Source organism: Cryobacterium sp. Sr3 (genome assembly GCF_004402835.1).
Classification (GTDB): Bacteria; Actinomycetota; Actinomycetes; order Actinomycetales; family Microbacteriaceae; genus Cryobacterium; species Cryobacterium sandaracinum.
This window is the reverse complement of sequence record NZ_SOFA01000043.1, coordinates 56,494-69,875: the sequence shown is the minus strand read 5'-3', so window position 1 is coordinate 69,875 and position 13,382 is coordinate 56,494. Positions and strand designations below refer to the sequence as shown.

Genomic DNA, 13,382 nt, shown 5'->3' with positions numbered 1-13,382 from the left:
TGCCCCTTGAGTTTCTGTTCCTAGACAGTCAGAAACCTAGACAGGAAGCGGCGTGCGGCCGTTAAGGCGCTCCGAAACACCCACAGATGAAGCAGGAGAGCCAAAATCTCCGTCGAATTGGTTCGACGCCGAACCCGGCGCTCGCCCGTGCTGAACAGCGTCCGCGCGGTGCAGTCAGCTCTGCCAATCCGGGAGCGATGCAACCAACCGATTCGGACTCACTAGTTCTGGGCAGGCGAGGCACGGTATGCGCCCCGCGGGCCTGCTACCGTAATCGCTGTCGAATCCCCACCCGATTGGAACCACCCGCATGAAGAACTGGTCCTTCACCACCTGCGCCGTCGCCGGGTTCAGTTTCAGTGCCTTCGGGGTGGCCCTGATCATTTTCAACGCCGTGACGGCCAACGCGTTCCTCACCGTCCTGCTCTGGATGGCGGGCGTGGCCCTCCTGATCGGCGGATCCCTGTCGGTGCGTGCCCACCTGCTCTGGACGCGCGGCGACACCCAGTAGACGGGGCCCCGCCCTCGACGCTCAGTAGTCGAGGCCCCGCCCCTTAGATCGCGAATTCACCGCCCGGAGCGCGCTCCGTCTCGGCGAGGCTGGCCGGCACATTCGTGGCGTTCACCGACTCGTCGCTGTAGGTGGACGTGACCAGGATGGGCAGGTGGTCGGAGGTGCCGAGGGGCAGCGTCTCGACACTGTCGATGGTCAGCCCGATGGAGGTTGCCAGGTCGAAATGCCCGCGGAAGAACTTGTAGCGCGTGTACGTTCGGGTGTCGCTCAGGGTGAGATCGTAGCCGGACTGGGTGATGTGGTCACCGAGGCGCCCCTTGAAGATCGGGTAGTTGTAGTCGCCCACCATCAGGGTCGGCAGGCCCGGCCCGAGCTCGTGCAGTTCTTCGTGCGCGGTGCGGATCTGGTTGCGCCGCAGGGAGTTGAGCGCGGTGAGCGGCGCGGCGTGGAACGAAGCGACGACGATTTCGCGGTGGGCGGCGAGGTCGGTCAATCGGGTGCCGATCAGGCGCTCATGCGCGGGGGTCAGCACGCGGTCGTGCAGTGACTTCTTGAGCGCGAAGGTCTGGGTGCGCTCGTTGGTGAACCGGTCCATGCGATAGTAGATCGCCAGGCCGAGTCGGTTGCGCACAGTGGAGTCGGCTAGGTGCAGGAGACCGATCTCCTCGGGGAGCTCGAGGGTGTCGCATTCCTGCAGACACAGGACGTCGGGATCGTGGTTCTCGGCCAGGGCGATGAGCTCACCACTGGCACGATTCTTGCGGAGGTTATAGCTGATGACTTTCACGACTGACCTTTTTCGACTCGACTCGACTCGCTGAACACCCACCTAGCCTACGTTTGCGACGCAGAAATGCTATATCGGCTGGGTGAATTCTCGGCGGCCCTCATGCGAGACTCGGGCCATGATTCAGGATGCGACGGCCACAGTGACGGCAACGGTGGAGTCGGTCAGCCGAGACGAACGGCACGCGTTCAGCAAGCCGACGGTCCCGGACATCCGTTTGATCGCGGGATTCGGGGTGGAGGGCGACGCTCACGCCGGAGCCACGACGCAGCACCGTTACCTGATCGTGAAGGATCCGACCAGGGCGAACCTCACCCAGGTGCACTTCATGCCCGCCGAGCTCTTCGACGAGCTGCGGGGGGCCGGCTTCGAGGTCTCCCCCGGCGAGCTGGGCGAGAATATCACGACCCGCGGGCTGGATCTGTCCGGCCTTCCGCGGGGTGCCCGGCTGCGGCTCGGCACCGACGCGGTCGTGGAGATCACCGGGCTGCGCAACCCCTGCTCACTGATCAACGGGTACCAGAAGGGGCTGATGAAGACGCTGATCGACACGGATGATGCCGGTCAGGTGATCCGCAAGGCGGGGATCATGGGAATCGTCGTCACCGGGGGAAGCGTCGCTCCCGGGGACCCGATTCGGGTGCGGCTGCCGGCCGGGGAACACCTGCCGCTCGGCGTGGTCTGACGCTTGGGTAACGGCAGTCGGCGACCCTGCTAGTCTCGGCCTCACCTGACCTGTGGAGGAGCCCCGATGGCACGCAAGAACTACACCCCCGATCAGAAAATTTCCCGCCTCCGCGTCTACAACATCGTGGCCGGCTCACTGCACCTCGTGCAGGCCCTGGGCTTCGCATACGTGCTCACCCTGCTCAGCACCCAGGTCACCTTTGCCGTCACCGCCGACTATCTGTCTGCTCCTCCCGGCGTGCCGCTGCCGCCCGAGCGGGTGACCCTGTTCGACGTCAACGTGGGCATCGGCGTCGTCTCGTTCCTGGCGCTCTCGGCCTTCTTCCATTTCCTGATCTCGTCGCCGAAATTCTTCCCCCGCTACGCGGCGGGGCTCAAAGCCAACCGAAACTACTTCCGCTGGGTCGAATATTCCCTGAGCTCCTCGATCATGATCTGGCTGATCGCCCAGATCACCGGCATCACCGACATCGCGGCCCTGTTCGCGATCTTCGCCGCCAACGCCGCCATGATCATGTTCGGGGCACTGCAGGAGAAGTACGAGACACCCGGCAACGGCAAGTTCCTGCCCTTCATCTTCGGGTCGATGGTGGGCGTGGTGCCGTGGGTCGTCATCCTGACCTACTTCATCGCCCCCGGCTCGAACACCGAGGCCGCACCGCCGGCTTTCGTCTACGGCATCATTATTTCCCTCTTCCTGTTCTTCAACACGTTCGCCGTCAACCAGGTGCTGCAGTACCGTCAGGTCGGCGGCTGGCGCGACTACCTCCGCGGCGAGCGCGCCTACATCACGCTGAGCCTGGTCGCCAAGACCGCGCTGGCCTGGCAGGTGTTCTCCGGCGCGATCATCCCGGCACTCACCTAGGGCAATCGTTTAGCCGACCAGCTCGGGCCCAAGCTGGTGCCGGGCACGGCAGAAGCACCACCCCCGTGCTTCGAAGCCAGTCCGCAGCGCCACCTCGTAATCGTCCCGGGCGAAGCCAGGGACAGCTGTCGTCTCACCGACGTTCCGGGTCAACAACGACCCCGCCAGGCGACGGCTACAGCGTCGACGGACGAGTGCCCGCAGAGCGTGCACTCGGGGAGTGGGCACCCGTAGCGCGGCCGCCCGCGTCGGAGCCGTCGAGGAACTCGAGGACGTCCGGCAGGAGGCGTGGGTCTGAGATCGCGGCCATGTGCCCCTTGCCGGGGAAGAGGATGAGGCGGGCGTTGGGGATGCGCGCCACCGTCTCGCGGAACAGCTCGGGCGTGTAGAAACCGTCCCGGTCACCACCGATCAGCAGGGTGGGCGCTTCGATCTCGCCGAGCCGGTCGCGCAGGTTGAAGGCGTCTTCGGCGCGAATGGTGGTGATCAGGTCGGGGCTGGCCTTGCCGAACGTGCGGGGTCCGAGCATCCAGCCCATGCCGGCTGCCAGCCGACTCGGGGGCTTGTCGCCGAGGACACTGAACATCTTCCGGCCGGCCTGCCGCGGGCGCCCGGCAAGAACCTCTTCAGCGACCCGACGCTGCACCTGCTTGCCGTTTGGCCCCAGGGTGTAGGCCGCGCAGACCACGACGAGACGCTGCACCACATCGGGATGGTCGGCGGCGAGTTGCAGGGCGATGCTCCCGCCGGTCGACGTGCCGATCACGTCGATGGGCCCCGGAAACTCCAGGCGCAGAGCGTCGGCGTAGTCCCGGGCGATGTCGGCCATGCTGGCGTTCGGGTCGAGGCCCGGGCGCGGGGTCAGCCTGAGCACGCGGTGCCGGGCCGCCACCGGAGCCAGCATCCGGGTCACAAGCATGCGCTCGACGCCGACCGTCGGTTCAAAGTTCTGGGTGAGGCCCGGGATGGCCACCAGCGGCGAGCCCGTGCCGAACCTCAAATAGGGCATCCCTCCGAGGAGGGTGCCCGTTCGCCGAGCCATGGTGCGCGCATCGGTGACATTCTGTGTTTGTGTCGCGGGGGGCATTGAATTGACCCTTTCGTTTCATCGACGGTTCCGGATGCCGTCAGCCGGCTCCGCGGAGAGCGGTGCGGCAGCGAGCGGTGCGGTAGCGATCGGCCCGGCAGCAACCGGCTCTGGCGTGGCCGGCTGGGCAGAACCGTTGGTGACACTACCCGCGCCGCGGGACCCCCGAAAGCGTCCCGGCAGATTCGGCCGGGGTTCAGGAGAGTCTTCCCACCCTGAAGCGAACGAGAGGAACGTGATTTTCGAGCGAAGTGGTGCCAGCATAAGGAGTGGGTCTGCGCCTGGGAAGGGGCGCCCGACTGCGGGGTCGCGTGACAAATGGGCAGCGGCATCCGTCTAGATGAGTGAGAACCCATTGACGGAAGGCACCAGCTTCCACCATCGAACGGACCCCACATGACGAGCACCGATCTGCACCACGACGACCTGACCGATGACGTGAGCGCACCCCGGCTCGCCGCGGTCGTCTACAACCCCATAAAGGTTGACGTCGACGAGCTCCGGGACGCCGTCGAGGCCCAGCAATCGGCCGCCGGCTGGCCGGAGACGCTGTGGTTCGAGACGTCAGCTGAGGACCCGGGGCAGGGACCGGCCCGGAAGGCGATCGAAGCCGGGGCCACCATGATCATCGTGGCCGGCGGCGACGGCACCGTGCGCGCCGTCGCGGAAGCCGTCCACGGCACGGAGTGCGCACTGGCGCTGCTGCCGTCGGGCACCGGCAACCTGCTCGCCCGCAACCTGCAGCTGCCCCTCGCCGACACCGGGCTGGCCCTGCGAGCCGCGTTCGCCGGCCAGGACAAGGTGATCGACGTGTGCCTGATCGACATCGAGCGGGCCGACCGGTCGGTCGACCGGCACGCCTACCTGGTGATGGCCGGGCTCGGCCTCGATGCCAAGATGCTCGCGAACACCGACGACGACCTCAAGGCGAAGGCCGGCTGGCTGGCCTACGTGAAAGCCATGATCGCCGTCGGCAAGGACGACAGCGATCTACGGTTCCGGTACCGGCTCAACGCGAAGCCCGAGCAGGCGATGCGCGCGCACACCATCATGGTCGGCAACTGCGGGTCGCTTCCGGCCAGCATCGAGCTGATTCCCGACGCCGCCCTCGACGACGGACTCTTCGACGTGGTCGTACTGAAGCCGGAGGGCTTCGGCGGCTGGCTGCAAATTCTGTCTAAGGTGCTGTGGGAGAACGGCGTGCTCAGCCGAACGGTATTGGGCCGCAAACTGCGCACCAATGATGTCGACGCGCTCAACTACGCCACCGGCACGAAGCTCGTGCTGCGGCTCAACCGTCCGGAAGAGATCGAACTCGACGGCGACGGGTTCGGCACCGCCGTGGCCTTCAAGACCTGGGTGGATGCCGGTAGCCTCACCCTGCGCGTGCCGAGCGACGCCGCGTAGGCGGCGCGGGGCATCCGTCGCCCCTCTCCCGTTCCACTCTGCTCGACGGGCGGGAGGTGCGCCGCTCTGCGGATGGCATGCCACCAGCGAAGCGGCGCGGCACCCGCGCCGGCACGACGGACCACGGATGCGTTGACGGCTGCACACCCGGCAGTCGTCAACGGCCGCCGCCACCGCCTCCGCCACCGCCACCGCCGGAGAACCCGCCGCCGCCGGAGCCGCCGGAGAAACTTCCTCCGCCGCCGGAGTATCCGCCGCCGCTGCTGGAGCTGACGGGAACCGTGGCAGAGGTGAGGACCGAGGCGACCCAACCGTTCATGGCGACGCCGAAGCCGCTCGCGGTGAAGCCTCCCTGCGACACGATCCAGCCCGGCGCCGGCGCCCCGTGCTCGTAGAGCACGACGAGCTCCTTCGCCCAGTCCCGTTCGACGCCCCAGAGCACCGCGAAGGGGAGCAGCTCCTCATAGAGCTTGACCAGTTCGACGGTGTCGGGTGTTTCGGCGGCATCCGTCACCGGGCTCGGCAGCGCCCCCGAAGCGACACCCGGCATGGCAGGCATCGTGACCCGCAGCGCGCCGTCCGGGCTCTGCAGCATGCGGAAACGCTCCTCCTCGGCGAGCTCTAGATAGACCTTCAGTCCCTTGAGGTAGTCGCGCTGATCGGCCCCGGAATCGGTGAGCTGCATCGTGCCCTGGGCGAGGTAGAGGGCCAGGTAGAGGAACAGCGCTGCGATGACGGCGACCGTCATCACCTCGCCGAACTTCGGGGAGCCGTCGATCAGCGCCACCGCACCGAGGACGGCCAGGGCCGGCAGCAGCACGACGGCCATTCCGATAGCGATCCACCTGCCGCCGCGGCCGGTCACCTTGGCCCGCCAGCCGCGCTCGATGACCGACGCTGTCGCGGCGGGGAGGAACGCGCTCAGTTTGGCGGCGAGTGTGCTGTCGGCGACCCCCAGTTCCCGCGTCGCTCCGATCGTCAGGCGGGGGAACAGCGTCTCCAGCAGCTTTCGCTCCTGAGCGTCCACGCCTTCCACGGTCAGCAGCTGCAGCGTGTAGTCGCCGCCGTCGGCGCTGACCGGATAGTCGATGATGCGCACCGTGCCGCGCACCGCCAGGCTCACAAGCTCTGCGGCGATAGCCGTCTTCGACCGATTCGCAAGGTCCCCCGCCTCCAGCAGGTTGTAACCCTTCGGCACGCTGTACTGGGCGATGATGGTGCCTCGGCCGCGGGCGTCGCGCTGGCCGAGTCGGCGACGGATGAAGGCGAGCACGACCCCGAGAAAGCCGACAGCCGCCACCAGGAACAGCAGCCCGGTCGCCGGTTCTCCCCCGCCGTTGTCCGAATCGCTCGCACTGTAGCTGGCCGAGGCCGGCACCGACACGAAGGTGCCGGGTGCAAAGCCGATGGCCACGGTCAGGTTCTGCCGCGGACCGAGACCCTCCACGGACGAGGTGAACAGCTGGCCCGTGGATCCGGGCACTGCGGCATCCGTGGTCTGGCTGATCTCGCACCGGGCGCCGTCGTCCTGGGCCCCGGAATAGCAGGCGGTGTCGCCGGTGAGGAACTCGGCGACGCTCGGGTCGACGTGCACGCGCGCGGTGACGGAGCCGAACGACTGGTCGAACCCGGTGCCGTTGGTGTCCCAGTAGAGCTCGTCGTCGTCGGTGTCGGCGAACGCGCGCACCACGTTCTGCTGCGTGTAGGTGATCGTGTAGGTCTGCTGGCCGCGCACGAACTCATCGGTGCCGAGCGGCACCTCGGTGACGGAGCCCTGGTCATAGGTCTCGAAGTAGACGGGGGCTCCGGTGGCGTCGGTGACCGATTCGACGGTGGTGTTCAGCGGCACCCCGTTGTAGTCGTTGGGGAGGAGGCGCACCATGCCTCGGTTCTGGTCGAAGTTCGGGAACTGCGCCACGAACGTCTCGACCGTGCGCAGGGTGGAGTGCCCGGCGTCGTCACGGGAGAGGTAGTAGTCGGCCTCGAAGGAGGTGAATGTGAAGTCACCGGTGTCTGCCGACGCGGCCAGGGGCGTCCCGACGGCCGGCATCCCGAGCGCGAGCGCCGCCGAAACCGCGAGCGCGGCCACGACCTGCACGAATCGACGTAACGGATGTCTGGCCGGTGCGATCCCGTGCATGTTGCCGCTCCCTGTTTCTGCCGGAGCCGGGAGCCTCGATGCGGCGTCGACCGCGCCGAGCCGTGCTGTCCCCACAACATCCGCCCTTCGAAGGCTAGTGCAGCACGGGTCCCTTCGGTGCATGCGAACCGACAGCTGAGAGCCCGGCAACGAGAAAACCGGTCGGCCCCTCCACGAGGGGACGACCGGCCTTGTTGCTGCGGGTGATCAGGGCATCAGTACCAGTTGTTGGCCTGCGAGTGAGACCAGGCGGCGCACGGGGTGCCGTAGGAGGAGGCCTTGATGTAGCCGAGGCCCCATGCGATCTGCGTGGTCGCGTTGGTGGCCCAGTCGCTGCCGGCCGTCGCCATCTTGTTGCCGGGCAACGCCTGCGGGATGCCGGTGGCACCGCCGTTGGAGTTCACGGCGTCGTACTTCCACTCCGATTCCTTCTGCCACAGCTGGTTCAGGCAGGAGAACTGGTCGGCGCCCCAGCCGTACTGGGACGCGGCCATGGCCTGAGCCGTGGCGCGCGCGCCGGCAGGAGTGTTGCCGGAGGCCAGCGACTGGGCACGGGTGGCTTCAGCGGCGGCGGCCTGAGAAGCGGCCTCAGCGGCGGCGGCGGCCTCAGCGGCGGCCTCAGCGGCGGCGGCCTCGGCGGCGACCCGATCGGCTTCGATCGAAGCCGCGGTGACGGCGGCAGTCTCGGCCTTGGTCTGGGCGGTCAGCGAGGTGATCTCGTCGAGAGGGAGGATCTCGTAGCTGGCGAGCGAGCTGGCGACCGCGGCGAGGCTGGAGGCATCCACCTTGTCCTGGGTGGCGGCGATGACCTGATTGGCCTCGTTCAGGGTGATGGATGCCGAGTTGTCGACGTGCGCCTTGGCGACCGCGCGGTAGGCGCCGAGCTGTTCACGGTGCAGGCCGGTGCTGTCGGCGAGTTCGGTTGTGGCCGAGACACGGTCCTGGGTGGCGGAGGCGGACTGACCGGCGAAGCCGGCGCCGACTGCGAGGCCGGTGACGGCGAGCACACTGGTGGCGATGAGCACGATGCGGTGCGGGCGGTTGATCTTGGTGGGGCCGGTGGTGCTGTTGCTGCTGGGAATGCTGTTGCTTCGCTTATTTTGGGCAGCGAATCGGATGCGGATTTCTTCGGGTGTTTCGGGCATGTATGTGCGCTTGACTTCCGTGTTACGCAAGCTCGCACGCGTGCGCGCGCCAACTTACTGAGCATCGGGCCTGCGCTTTCGGGGGACGGCGCAGACGAAACTTATACTCTGTCTCATGTTTCTGAACAAACGCTCAGTATTCTGTGAAAGTCATGGGTAGCCGGGCCGGGACACCGGATTCGGCGGGCCCCGCGCGGCGGCCCTGGTCTCGCTGCGCGCGTGCTGCGCCGCTGCGCCGATGGCGTGCCACGCGCGGAACGGCGCAGCTGCCGCGCGGCGAATGAAGAACGCCGCGGGGATCGCGAACAGCGAGATCACGGCGCCGCACAGGAACGCGGCTGGAGCCCACGATCAGCAGACGAATGGGCCCGGAGCGGTCGGCAGCCAGCCCGCAACCGAGCCGATGCCACCGGATTCCGCATTCAGGTTGCTGAGGCCGTAGACGAGCTTGCCGAAGCCGGGCGGCGAGAGGATGACCAAGACCACGTCGATCCGCGTCTTGCGCGTAGTGGTGACGTTCTTCAGCCCCAAGCCGCCCACGACGAGCACGCTGAGGGTGATCAGGAGCACGAGGTCGAACAATTAGCGCCAGCCGAGCACGCTGAGAATGGCGCCCGAACTGCTGGAGCCGATACAAGGGCGACCGAGAAGACGATGGTCAACAGCAGCGCGAATATGGTCGTCGTGCCGGTGGCCCGTACGACCCAGGCGGCCAGCAGCGTCGGCGGCAGCGTGGCGGTCTCGTGCGCGGCGAGGGATTCAAACCGCGCCGCTCCGGGCGGATCTGCGAGATTCAGCCCGTCGCTCCCCGTGTGTTACGCCAAATGGCGAGTGCTGTGGCGCCGTCAACGACCGCGCCGCAGGATGGGTGGCATGCCCAGACAAATTCGCTTCAACGCTTTTGACATGAACTGCGTCGCGCACCAGTCCTCAGGAATGTGGCGGCATCCGCTTGACCAGTCCTGGCGATACAAGGACCTCTCCTATTGGACCGACCTGGCCAGGCTGCTCGAGCGAGGCACTTTCGATGGCATTTTCATCGCCGATGTGCTCGGAACGTACGACGTCTATGGCGGTTCGAACGAAGCAGCGATCCGGCACGGGGCCCAGGTTCCCGTGAACGACCCGATTCTGCTCGTCTCCGCCATGGCGGCGGTGACCGAGAACCTCGGGTTCGGCGTGACCGCGGGTACAGCGTACGAGCATCCGTACCCGTTCGCACGACGGATGTCGACGCTCGACCATTTGACGAAGGGTCGCGTCGGCTGGAACGTCGTCACCGGTTATCTGCCGAGCGCCGCCCGCAACATGGGGCATGAAGACCAGTTGGAGCATGACGACCGCTACGACGTCGCCGACGAATATCTCGAGGTGCTGTACAAGTTGTGGGAGGGCTCGTGGGAAGACGATGCCGTCATCCGCGACCGGGAGACCGGGGTGTTCACCGATCCGAGCAAGGTGCATGAGATCGGGCATTACGGCAAGAACTTCACCGTGCCGGGGATCCACCTGTCCGAGCCGTCGTTGCAGCGCACGCCGGTGATCTATCAGGCCGGGGCATCGCCGCGCGGTATCGCCTTCGCCGCCGGCAACGCCGAGGCGATCTTCGTGGCCGCTTCGACCAAGTCCGGCCTCACCGCGACCGTGAGCAAGATCCGGGATGCGCTCGAGCAGGCCGGTCGAGACCGGTACTCCGCGAAGATCTACACGCTGCTGACAATCATCACCGACGAGACCAGCGAGAAGGCGCACGCAAAACATCAGGACTACCTCTCCTACGCGAGCGAAGAAGGCGCCCTGGTGTTCATGTCGGGCTGGATGGGCATCGATCTCTCCCGGTATGACCTCGACGAGCCGATCGGCAACGTGAAGAGCAACGCGATCCAGTCGGCGGTGGCAAATTTCCAGGCGGCGAATGATGACGGCTCCGAGTGGACCGTGCGTGACATCGCGAAGCTCGGCGCAATCGGCGGCCTGGGGCCGTTCATCGTCGGCTCACCGGAAGAGGTTGCCGATCACCTGCAGGAGTGGGTCGCCGATACCGATGTTGACGGGTTCAACCTCGCCTACGCGATCACACCCGGAACGTTCGAAGACGTGGTCGAGTTCGTGATTCCCGAGCTGCGTCGTCGCGGGGCCTACCCGGAGGAGTACGTCGAGGGCACTCTACGCAACAAGTTGCACGGGCGCGGCGACCGTCTGCCCGAGGAGCACCACGGAGCCGATTATCGGCTCGGGGTGAACCAATCCGTTAGGTGACGAGCGGCGACCGCCGCTCGCCCTATGCAATCCCCGACTGCACCAGCAGCCGGGGGAAATCCGTGCGGCGGCGACCGGCCAGTTTGAGCACCTGCTCACGCTCGCGCCGCAGCACGACCGACGGCCGCGCGGTGGCGGACGCCAGAATGCGGGCAAGGGTCTCGGGCCACGGCACTCGGTGAGCGCGGGTACTGCGCCTATGTCCGCACCCGCCGCAACCGGATCGGACCCTTCGCCGTCGACGGATCGACCACGGCCCCGCCCTGCATGATCTGCAGGTCACCGCGGGCGACCATGCGGCGTGCGGCGCGTCGGGCCGGCTCCATCAGGTCGTTCCAGCCGTCACCGCCGACCACTTTCGCCGCCTCGGACGGGCAGATCGTGGCATTCGTCGCCCGCGCACTGAGCAGTGTCGCGATAGCCTCTTCCAGCTTGAGGTCGGTCGCCGTGACCCCATGTGCGCGGCAAGTGGTCGAGCAGTACTTCACCGACTCCCAGTTGTCGGCCCACTTCATGCGCCACTCGATGCGCCGCCCACACGAGGCACACGTCTTGTCCGCCCGGTCACGGGCGGTGTCAGAATCGGCGGGTTTTCGTTGACGGTGGGCCATGCCTTCTATCCTGCGGGATGGCGCGGGTCGCCGAGAGCCGCCGAGAGTCGCCGTTTGCGCCGAGCGTCGCCGTTCCAGCGGCGATTCTCGGCAGAATCGGCGACTCTCGGGGCTGCAGGGCGCCGGGCAGGGCGCCAGGCAGGGCGCGCCCGACCCATCGGCGCCGCGGGCGCGACGAATTCGGCCCGCATCCGTCTTATCAGTGACGGATGTCTCAGCGCCCGTGAGCGCCCAGGCCACCCGACACTGCCGGAGGCTAGGATTTTTGCACCTGAACCCGAAGGAAATCCCGTGACGAGCACCGACCGAGCGCGTGTCGAACGATGGCGCGCAGCCGCTGTTCCTGCCCGTAGCCGCAGCATCGAGGTTGATGGGCATCAATTCACCGTGCACTCCCTGAAGAGCACCTCGCCTTCGCCGGACGCGCCGACCTACCTGCTGGTCCACGGCATCGGGGCGTCGCACCGCTACTACCGCCGGGTGCAGAGGAGCCTGGCCGCCATCGGGCATACCCATTCGCTCGATCTGCCCGGATTCGGCGGCACCCGCCGGCCCGTTCGGCCGCTCGCTGTCGAAGAATACGGCGCCCTGCTCGGCCGGCTACTTGATCGACTCGAGGTGCCGCGGGCGGTCCTGGTCGGCCATTCGATGGGCGCCCAATTCGTCACCGAGGTGGCCCGGCAACGCCCCGATGCCGTCTCCCACCTGGTTCTGATCGGCCCTGTCACCGATCCCCGCCGGTCGACAGCCGTGCAACAGGCGCTGGGCCTGACCCGGGATGTGGCCAAGGAGTCGCCGTCGGGCAATCTGATCGTGTTCCGTGACTACCTCGAGTGCGGCCCGCGCTGGTTCTCCACCGAGCTCGTCCCCATGCTCGGCTACCGCACCGACCTGGCCCTTGGCGAGGTGCACTCCCCCATCCTCGTGATCCGAGGCACCAACGACCCCGTCTCGGGCAGCACCTGGTGTGCATCGCTGGCCGCCGCCGCGCCGGACGGGCATGTGTTCGAGGTCGCGGGGCACCGCCACCTGGTGCACCACAGTGCCGCCGTGCAAACCGCCGCCATCATCGAGGGGCACGCCCTGCGGCTTCCGTCGGTCGCGCACCCGGCACAATGATTCGCCGTCTCCTGAACCCCCGTCTGCTGAGTCGCCATCTGCGCGAGGCCTGGTGGTGGCTGCTCGACTATGTCTATGCGGCGACCGGCCAGACCCGTGCGTTCCTCTCCCGCGCCCGGCCCACGGACTTCCGCTCCGGTACCAAAGCCCCGATCGTGATCATCCCCGGGGTGTATGAATCCTGGCAGTTCATGCGACCGTTGATTGAGATACTGCACGGCCACGGGCATCCGGTGCATGTGGTGGCGAAGCTCGGCCGCAACCGGCGTTCTCTGGCGGATGCCGCCGCGACCGTGGCCGCCTACCTCGAGCGGGAGAACCTGAACGGCGTCGTCATCGTGGCGCACAGCAAGGGCGGCCTGATCGGCAAACTGCTCATGACGACGGATGACCCGGGCCGCCGGGTGAGCGGAATGACCGCGATCAGTGCTCCCTTCGGCGGTTCCCGCTATGCGCGCTATTGGGTCGTGCCGAGCATCCGTGCCTTCGCTCCCACCAACATGGCCCTGCACGACCTCGGCCTGGACCACCGGGGCAACAACCGCATCACGTCTATCTACGAGGTGGTCGACCCGCATGTCCCCGAGGGCAGTGAACTCGTCGGCGCCCGCAACATCCAGCTCCGGGTCGGTGGGCACTTCCGCACCCTCGGCGACCCGGCGGCCGTGCGGGCCGTGCTCGACGCGGTGACGCATGCCGTGGAGTCGGCAGTCTGACTCCGGGTCGCAGATCGACCTTCGGTCACGCGGGCAAGGCGCTTG

The 13,382-nt window shown here is 67.2% G+C and carries 14 protein-coding genes; 7 read left to right on the top strand and 7 right to left on the bottom strand.

Annotation, left to right across the window (positions count from 1 at the left end; genetic code table 11):
• Positions 1-310 precede the first annotated feature (310 nt).
• Positions 311-511 (top strand): hypothetical protein, encoded by a 201-nt coding sequence (locus E3N94_RS14690; protein WP_134374037.1) that lies wholly within the window; start codon positions 311-313, stop codon positions 509-511.
• Between the two features lie 43 nt (positions 512-554).
• On the opposite strand, the gene E3N94_RS14685 is transcribed toward E3N94_RS14690, so the two are convergent.
• A complete protein-coding gene (locus E3N94_RS14685; RefSeq protein WP_134374039.1) occupies positions 555-1,301 on the bottom strand; it encodes an endonuclease/exonuclease/phosphatase family protein in 747 nt (248 codons plus the stop codon).
• A gap of 118 nt (positions 1,302-1,419) precedes the next feature.
• On the opposite strand from E3N94_RS14685, the gene E3N94_RS14680 reads away from it, so the two are divergent.
• Both E3N94_RS14680 and heR read left to right on the top strand, forming a co-directional pair.
• The gene (locus E3N94_RS14680; protein ID WP_174776139.1) at positions 1,420-1,986 is read left to right on the top strand and encodes an MOSC domain-containing protein; all 567 of its coding nucleotides are present in this window, start codon (positions 1,420-1,422) and stop codon (positions 1,984-1,986) included.
• Positions 1,987-2,052: 66 nt separating this feature from the next.
• Entirely contained in the window at positions 2,053-2,853 is an 801-nt protein-coding gene (gene heR / locus E3N94_RS14675) for a heliorhodopsin HeR (protein WP_134342833.1), read from the top strand.
• 175 nt (positions 2,854-3,028) lie between these two features.
• On the opposite strand, the gene E3N94_RS14670 is transcribed toward heR, so the two are convergent.
• On the bottom strand, positions 3,029-3,895 hold the full coding sequence (locus tag E3N94_RS14670; RefSeq protein WP_166790117.1) for an alpha/beta hydrolase: 867 nt from the start codon (positions 3,893-3,895) through the stop codon (positions 3,029-3,031).
• A 441-nt stretch (positions 3,896-4,336) separates the two neighbouring features.
• Between E3N94_RS14670 and E3N94_RS14665 the strand changes: the two genes are divergently transcribed.
• On the top strand, positions 4,337-5,347 hold the full coding sequence (locus E3N94_RS14665; RefSeq protein ID WP_134511597.1) for a diacylglycerol kinase family protein: 1,011 nt from the start codon (positions 4,337-4,339) through the stop codon (positions 5,345-5,347).
• A gap of 157 nt (positions 5,348-5,504) precedes the next feature.
• Here E3N94_RS14665 and E3N94_RS16830 read toward each other — a convergent pair whose 3' ends face one another.
• From E3N94_RS16830 to E3N94_RS14650, 3 genes are all read right to left on the bottom strand, one after another.
• A complete protein-coding gene (locus E3N94_RS16830) occupies positions 5,505-7,487 on the bottom strand; it encodes a DUF2207 domain-containing protein (RefSeq protein WP_194087970.1) in 1,983 nt (660 codons plus the stop codon).
• Between the two features lie 215 nt (positions 7,488-7,702).
• Entirely contained in the window at positions 7,703-8,632 is a 930-nt protein-coding gene (locus tag E3N94_RS16770) for a hypothetical protein (RefSeq protein WP_174776138.1), read from the bottom strand.
• A gap of 351 nt (positions 8,633-8,983) precedes the next feature.
• The gene (locus E3N94_RS14650; RefSeq protein WP_134374049.1) at positions 8,984-9,214 is read right to left on the bottom strand and encodes a hypothetical protein; all 231 of its coding nucleotides are present in this window, start codon (positions 9,212-9,214) and stop codon (positions 8,984-8,986) included.
• Positions 9,215-9,505: 291 nt separating this feature from the next.
• On the opposite strand from E3N94_RS14650, the gene E3N94_RS14645 reads away from it, so the two are divergent.
• Positions 9,506-10,891, top strand: a complete 1,386-nt coding sequence (locus E3N94_RS14645; protein WP_104099292.1) for an LLM class flavin-dependent oxidoreductase — start codon at positions 9,506-9,508, stop codon at positions 10,889-10,891.
• Between the two features lie 22 nt (positions 10,892-10,913).
• On the opposite strand, the gene E3N94_RS16665 is transcribed toward E3N94_RS14645, so the two are convergent.
• Together E3N94_RS16665 and E3N94_RS14640 are read right to left on the bottom strand one after the other, a co-directional pair.
• On the bottom strand, positions 10,914-11,066 hold the full coding sequence (locus E3N94_RS16665) for a hypothetical protein (protein ID WP_166785986.1): 153 nt from the start codon (positions 11,064-11,066) through the stop codon (positions 10,914-10,916).
• 22 nt (positions 11,067-11,088) lie between these two features.
• A complete protein-coding gene (locus E3N94_RS14640) occupies positions 11,089-11,502 on the bottom strand; it encodes a DUF2256 and DUF3253 domain-containing protein (protein WP_134570468.1) in 414 nt (137 codons plus the stop codon).
• A gap of 291 nt (positions 11,503-11,793) precedes the next feature.
• Between E3N94_RS14640 and E3N94_RS16660 the strand changes: the two genes are divergently transcribed.
• Both E3N94_RS16660 and E3N94_RS14630 read left to right on the top strand, forming a co-directional pair.
• Complete coding sequence (locus tag E3N94_RS16660; RefSeq protein ID WP_166784784.1) at positions 11,794-12,621, top strand: alpha/beta hydrolase; 828 nt, start codon at positions 11,794-11,796, stop codon at positions 12,619-12,621.
• A complete protein-coding gene (locus E3N94_RS14630; protein ID WP_174776137.1) occupies positions 12,618-13,337 on the top strand; it encodes an alpha/beta hydrolase in 720 nt (239 codons plus the stop codon). The genes E3N94_RS16660 and E3N94_RS14630 overlap by 4 nt, the downstream gene beginning before the upstream one ends.
• The last annotated feature ends 45 nt before the right edge of the window (positions 13,338-13,382 follow it).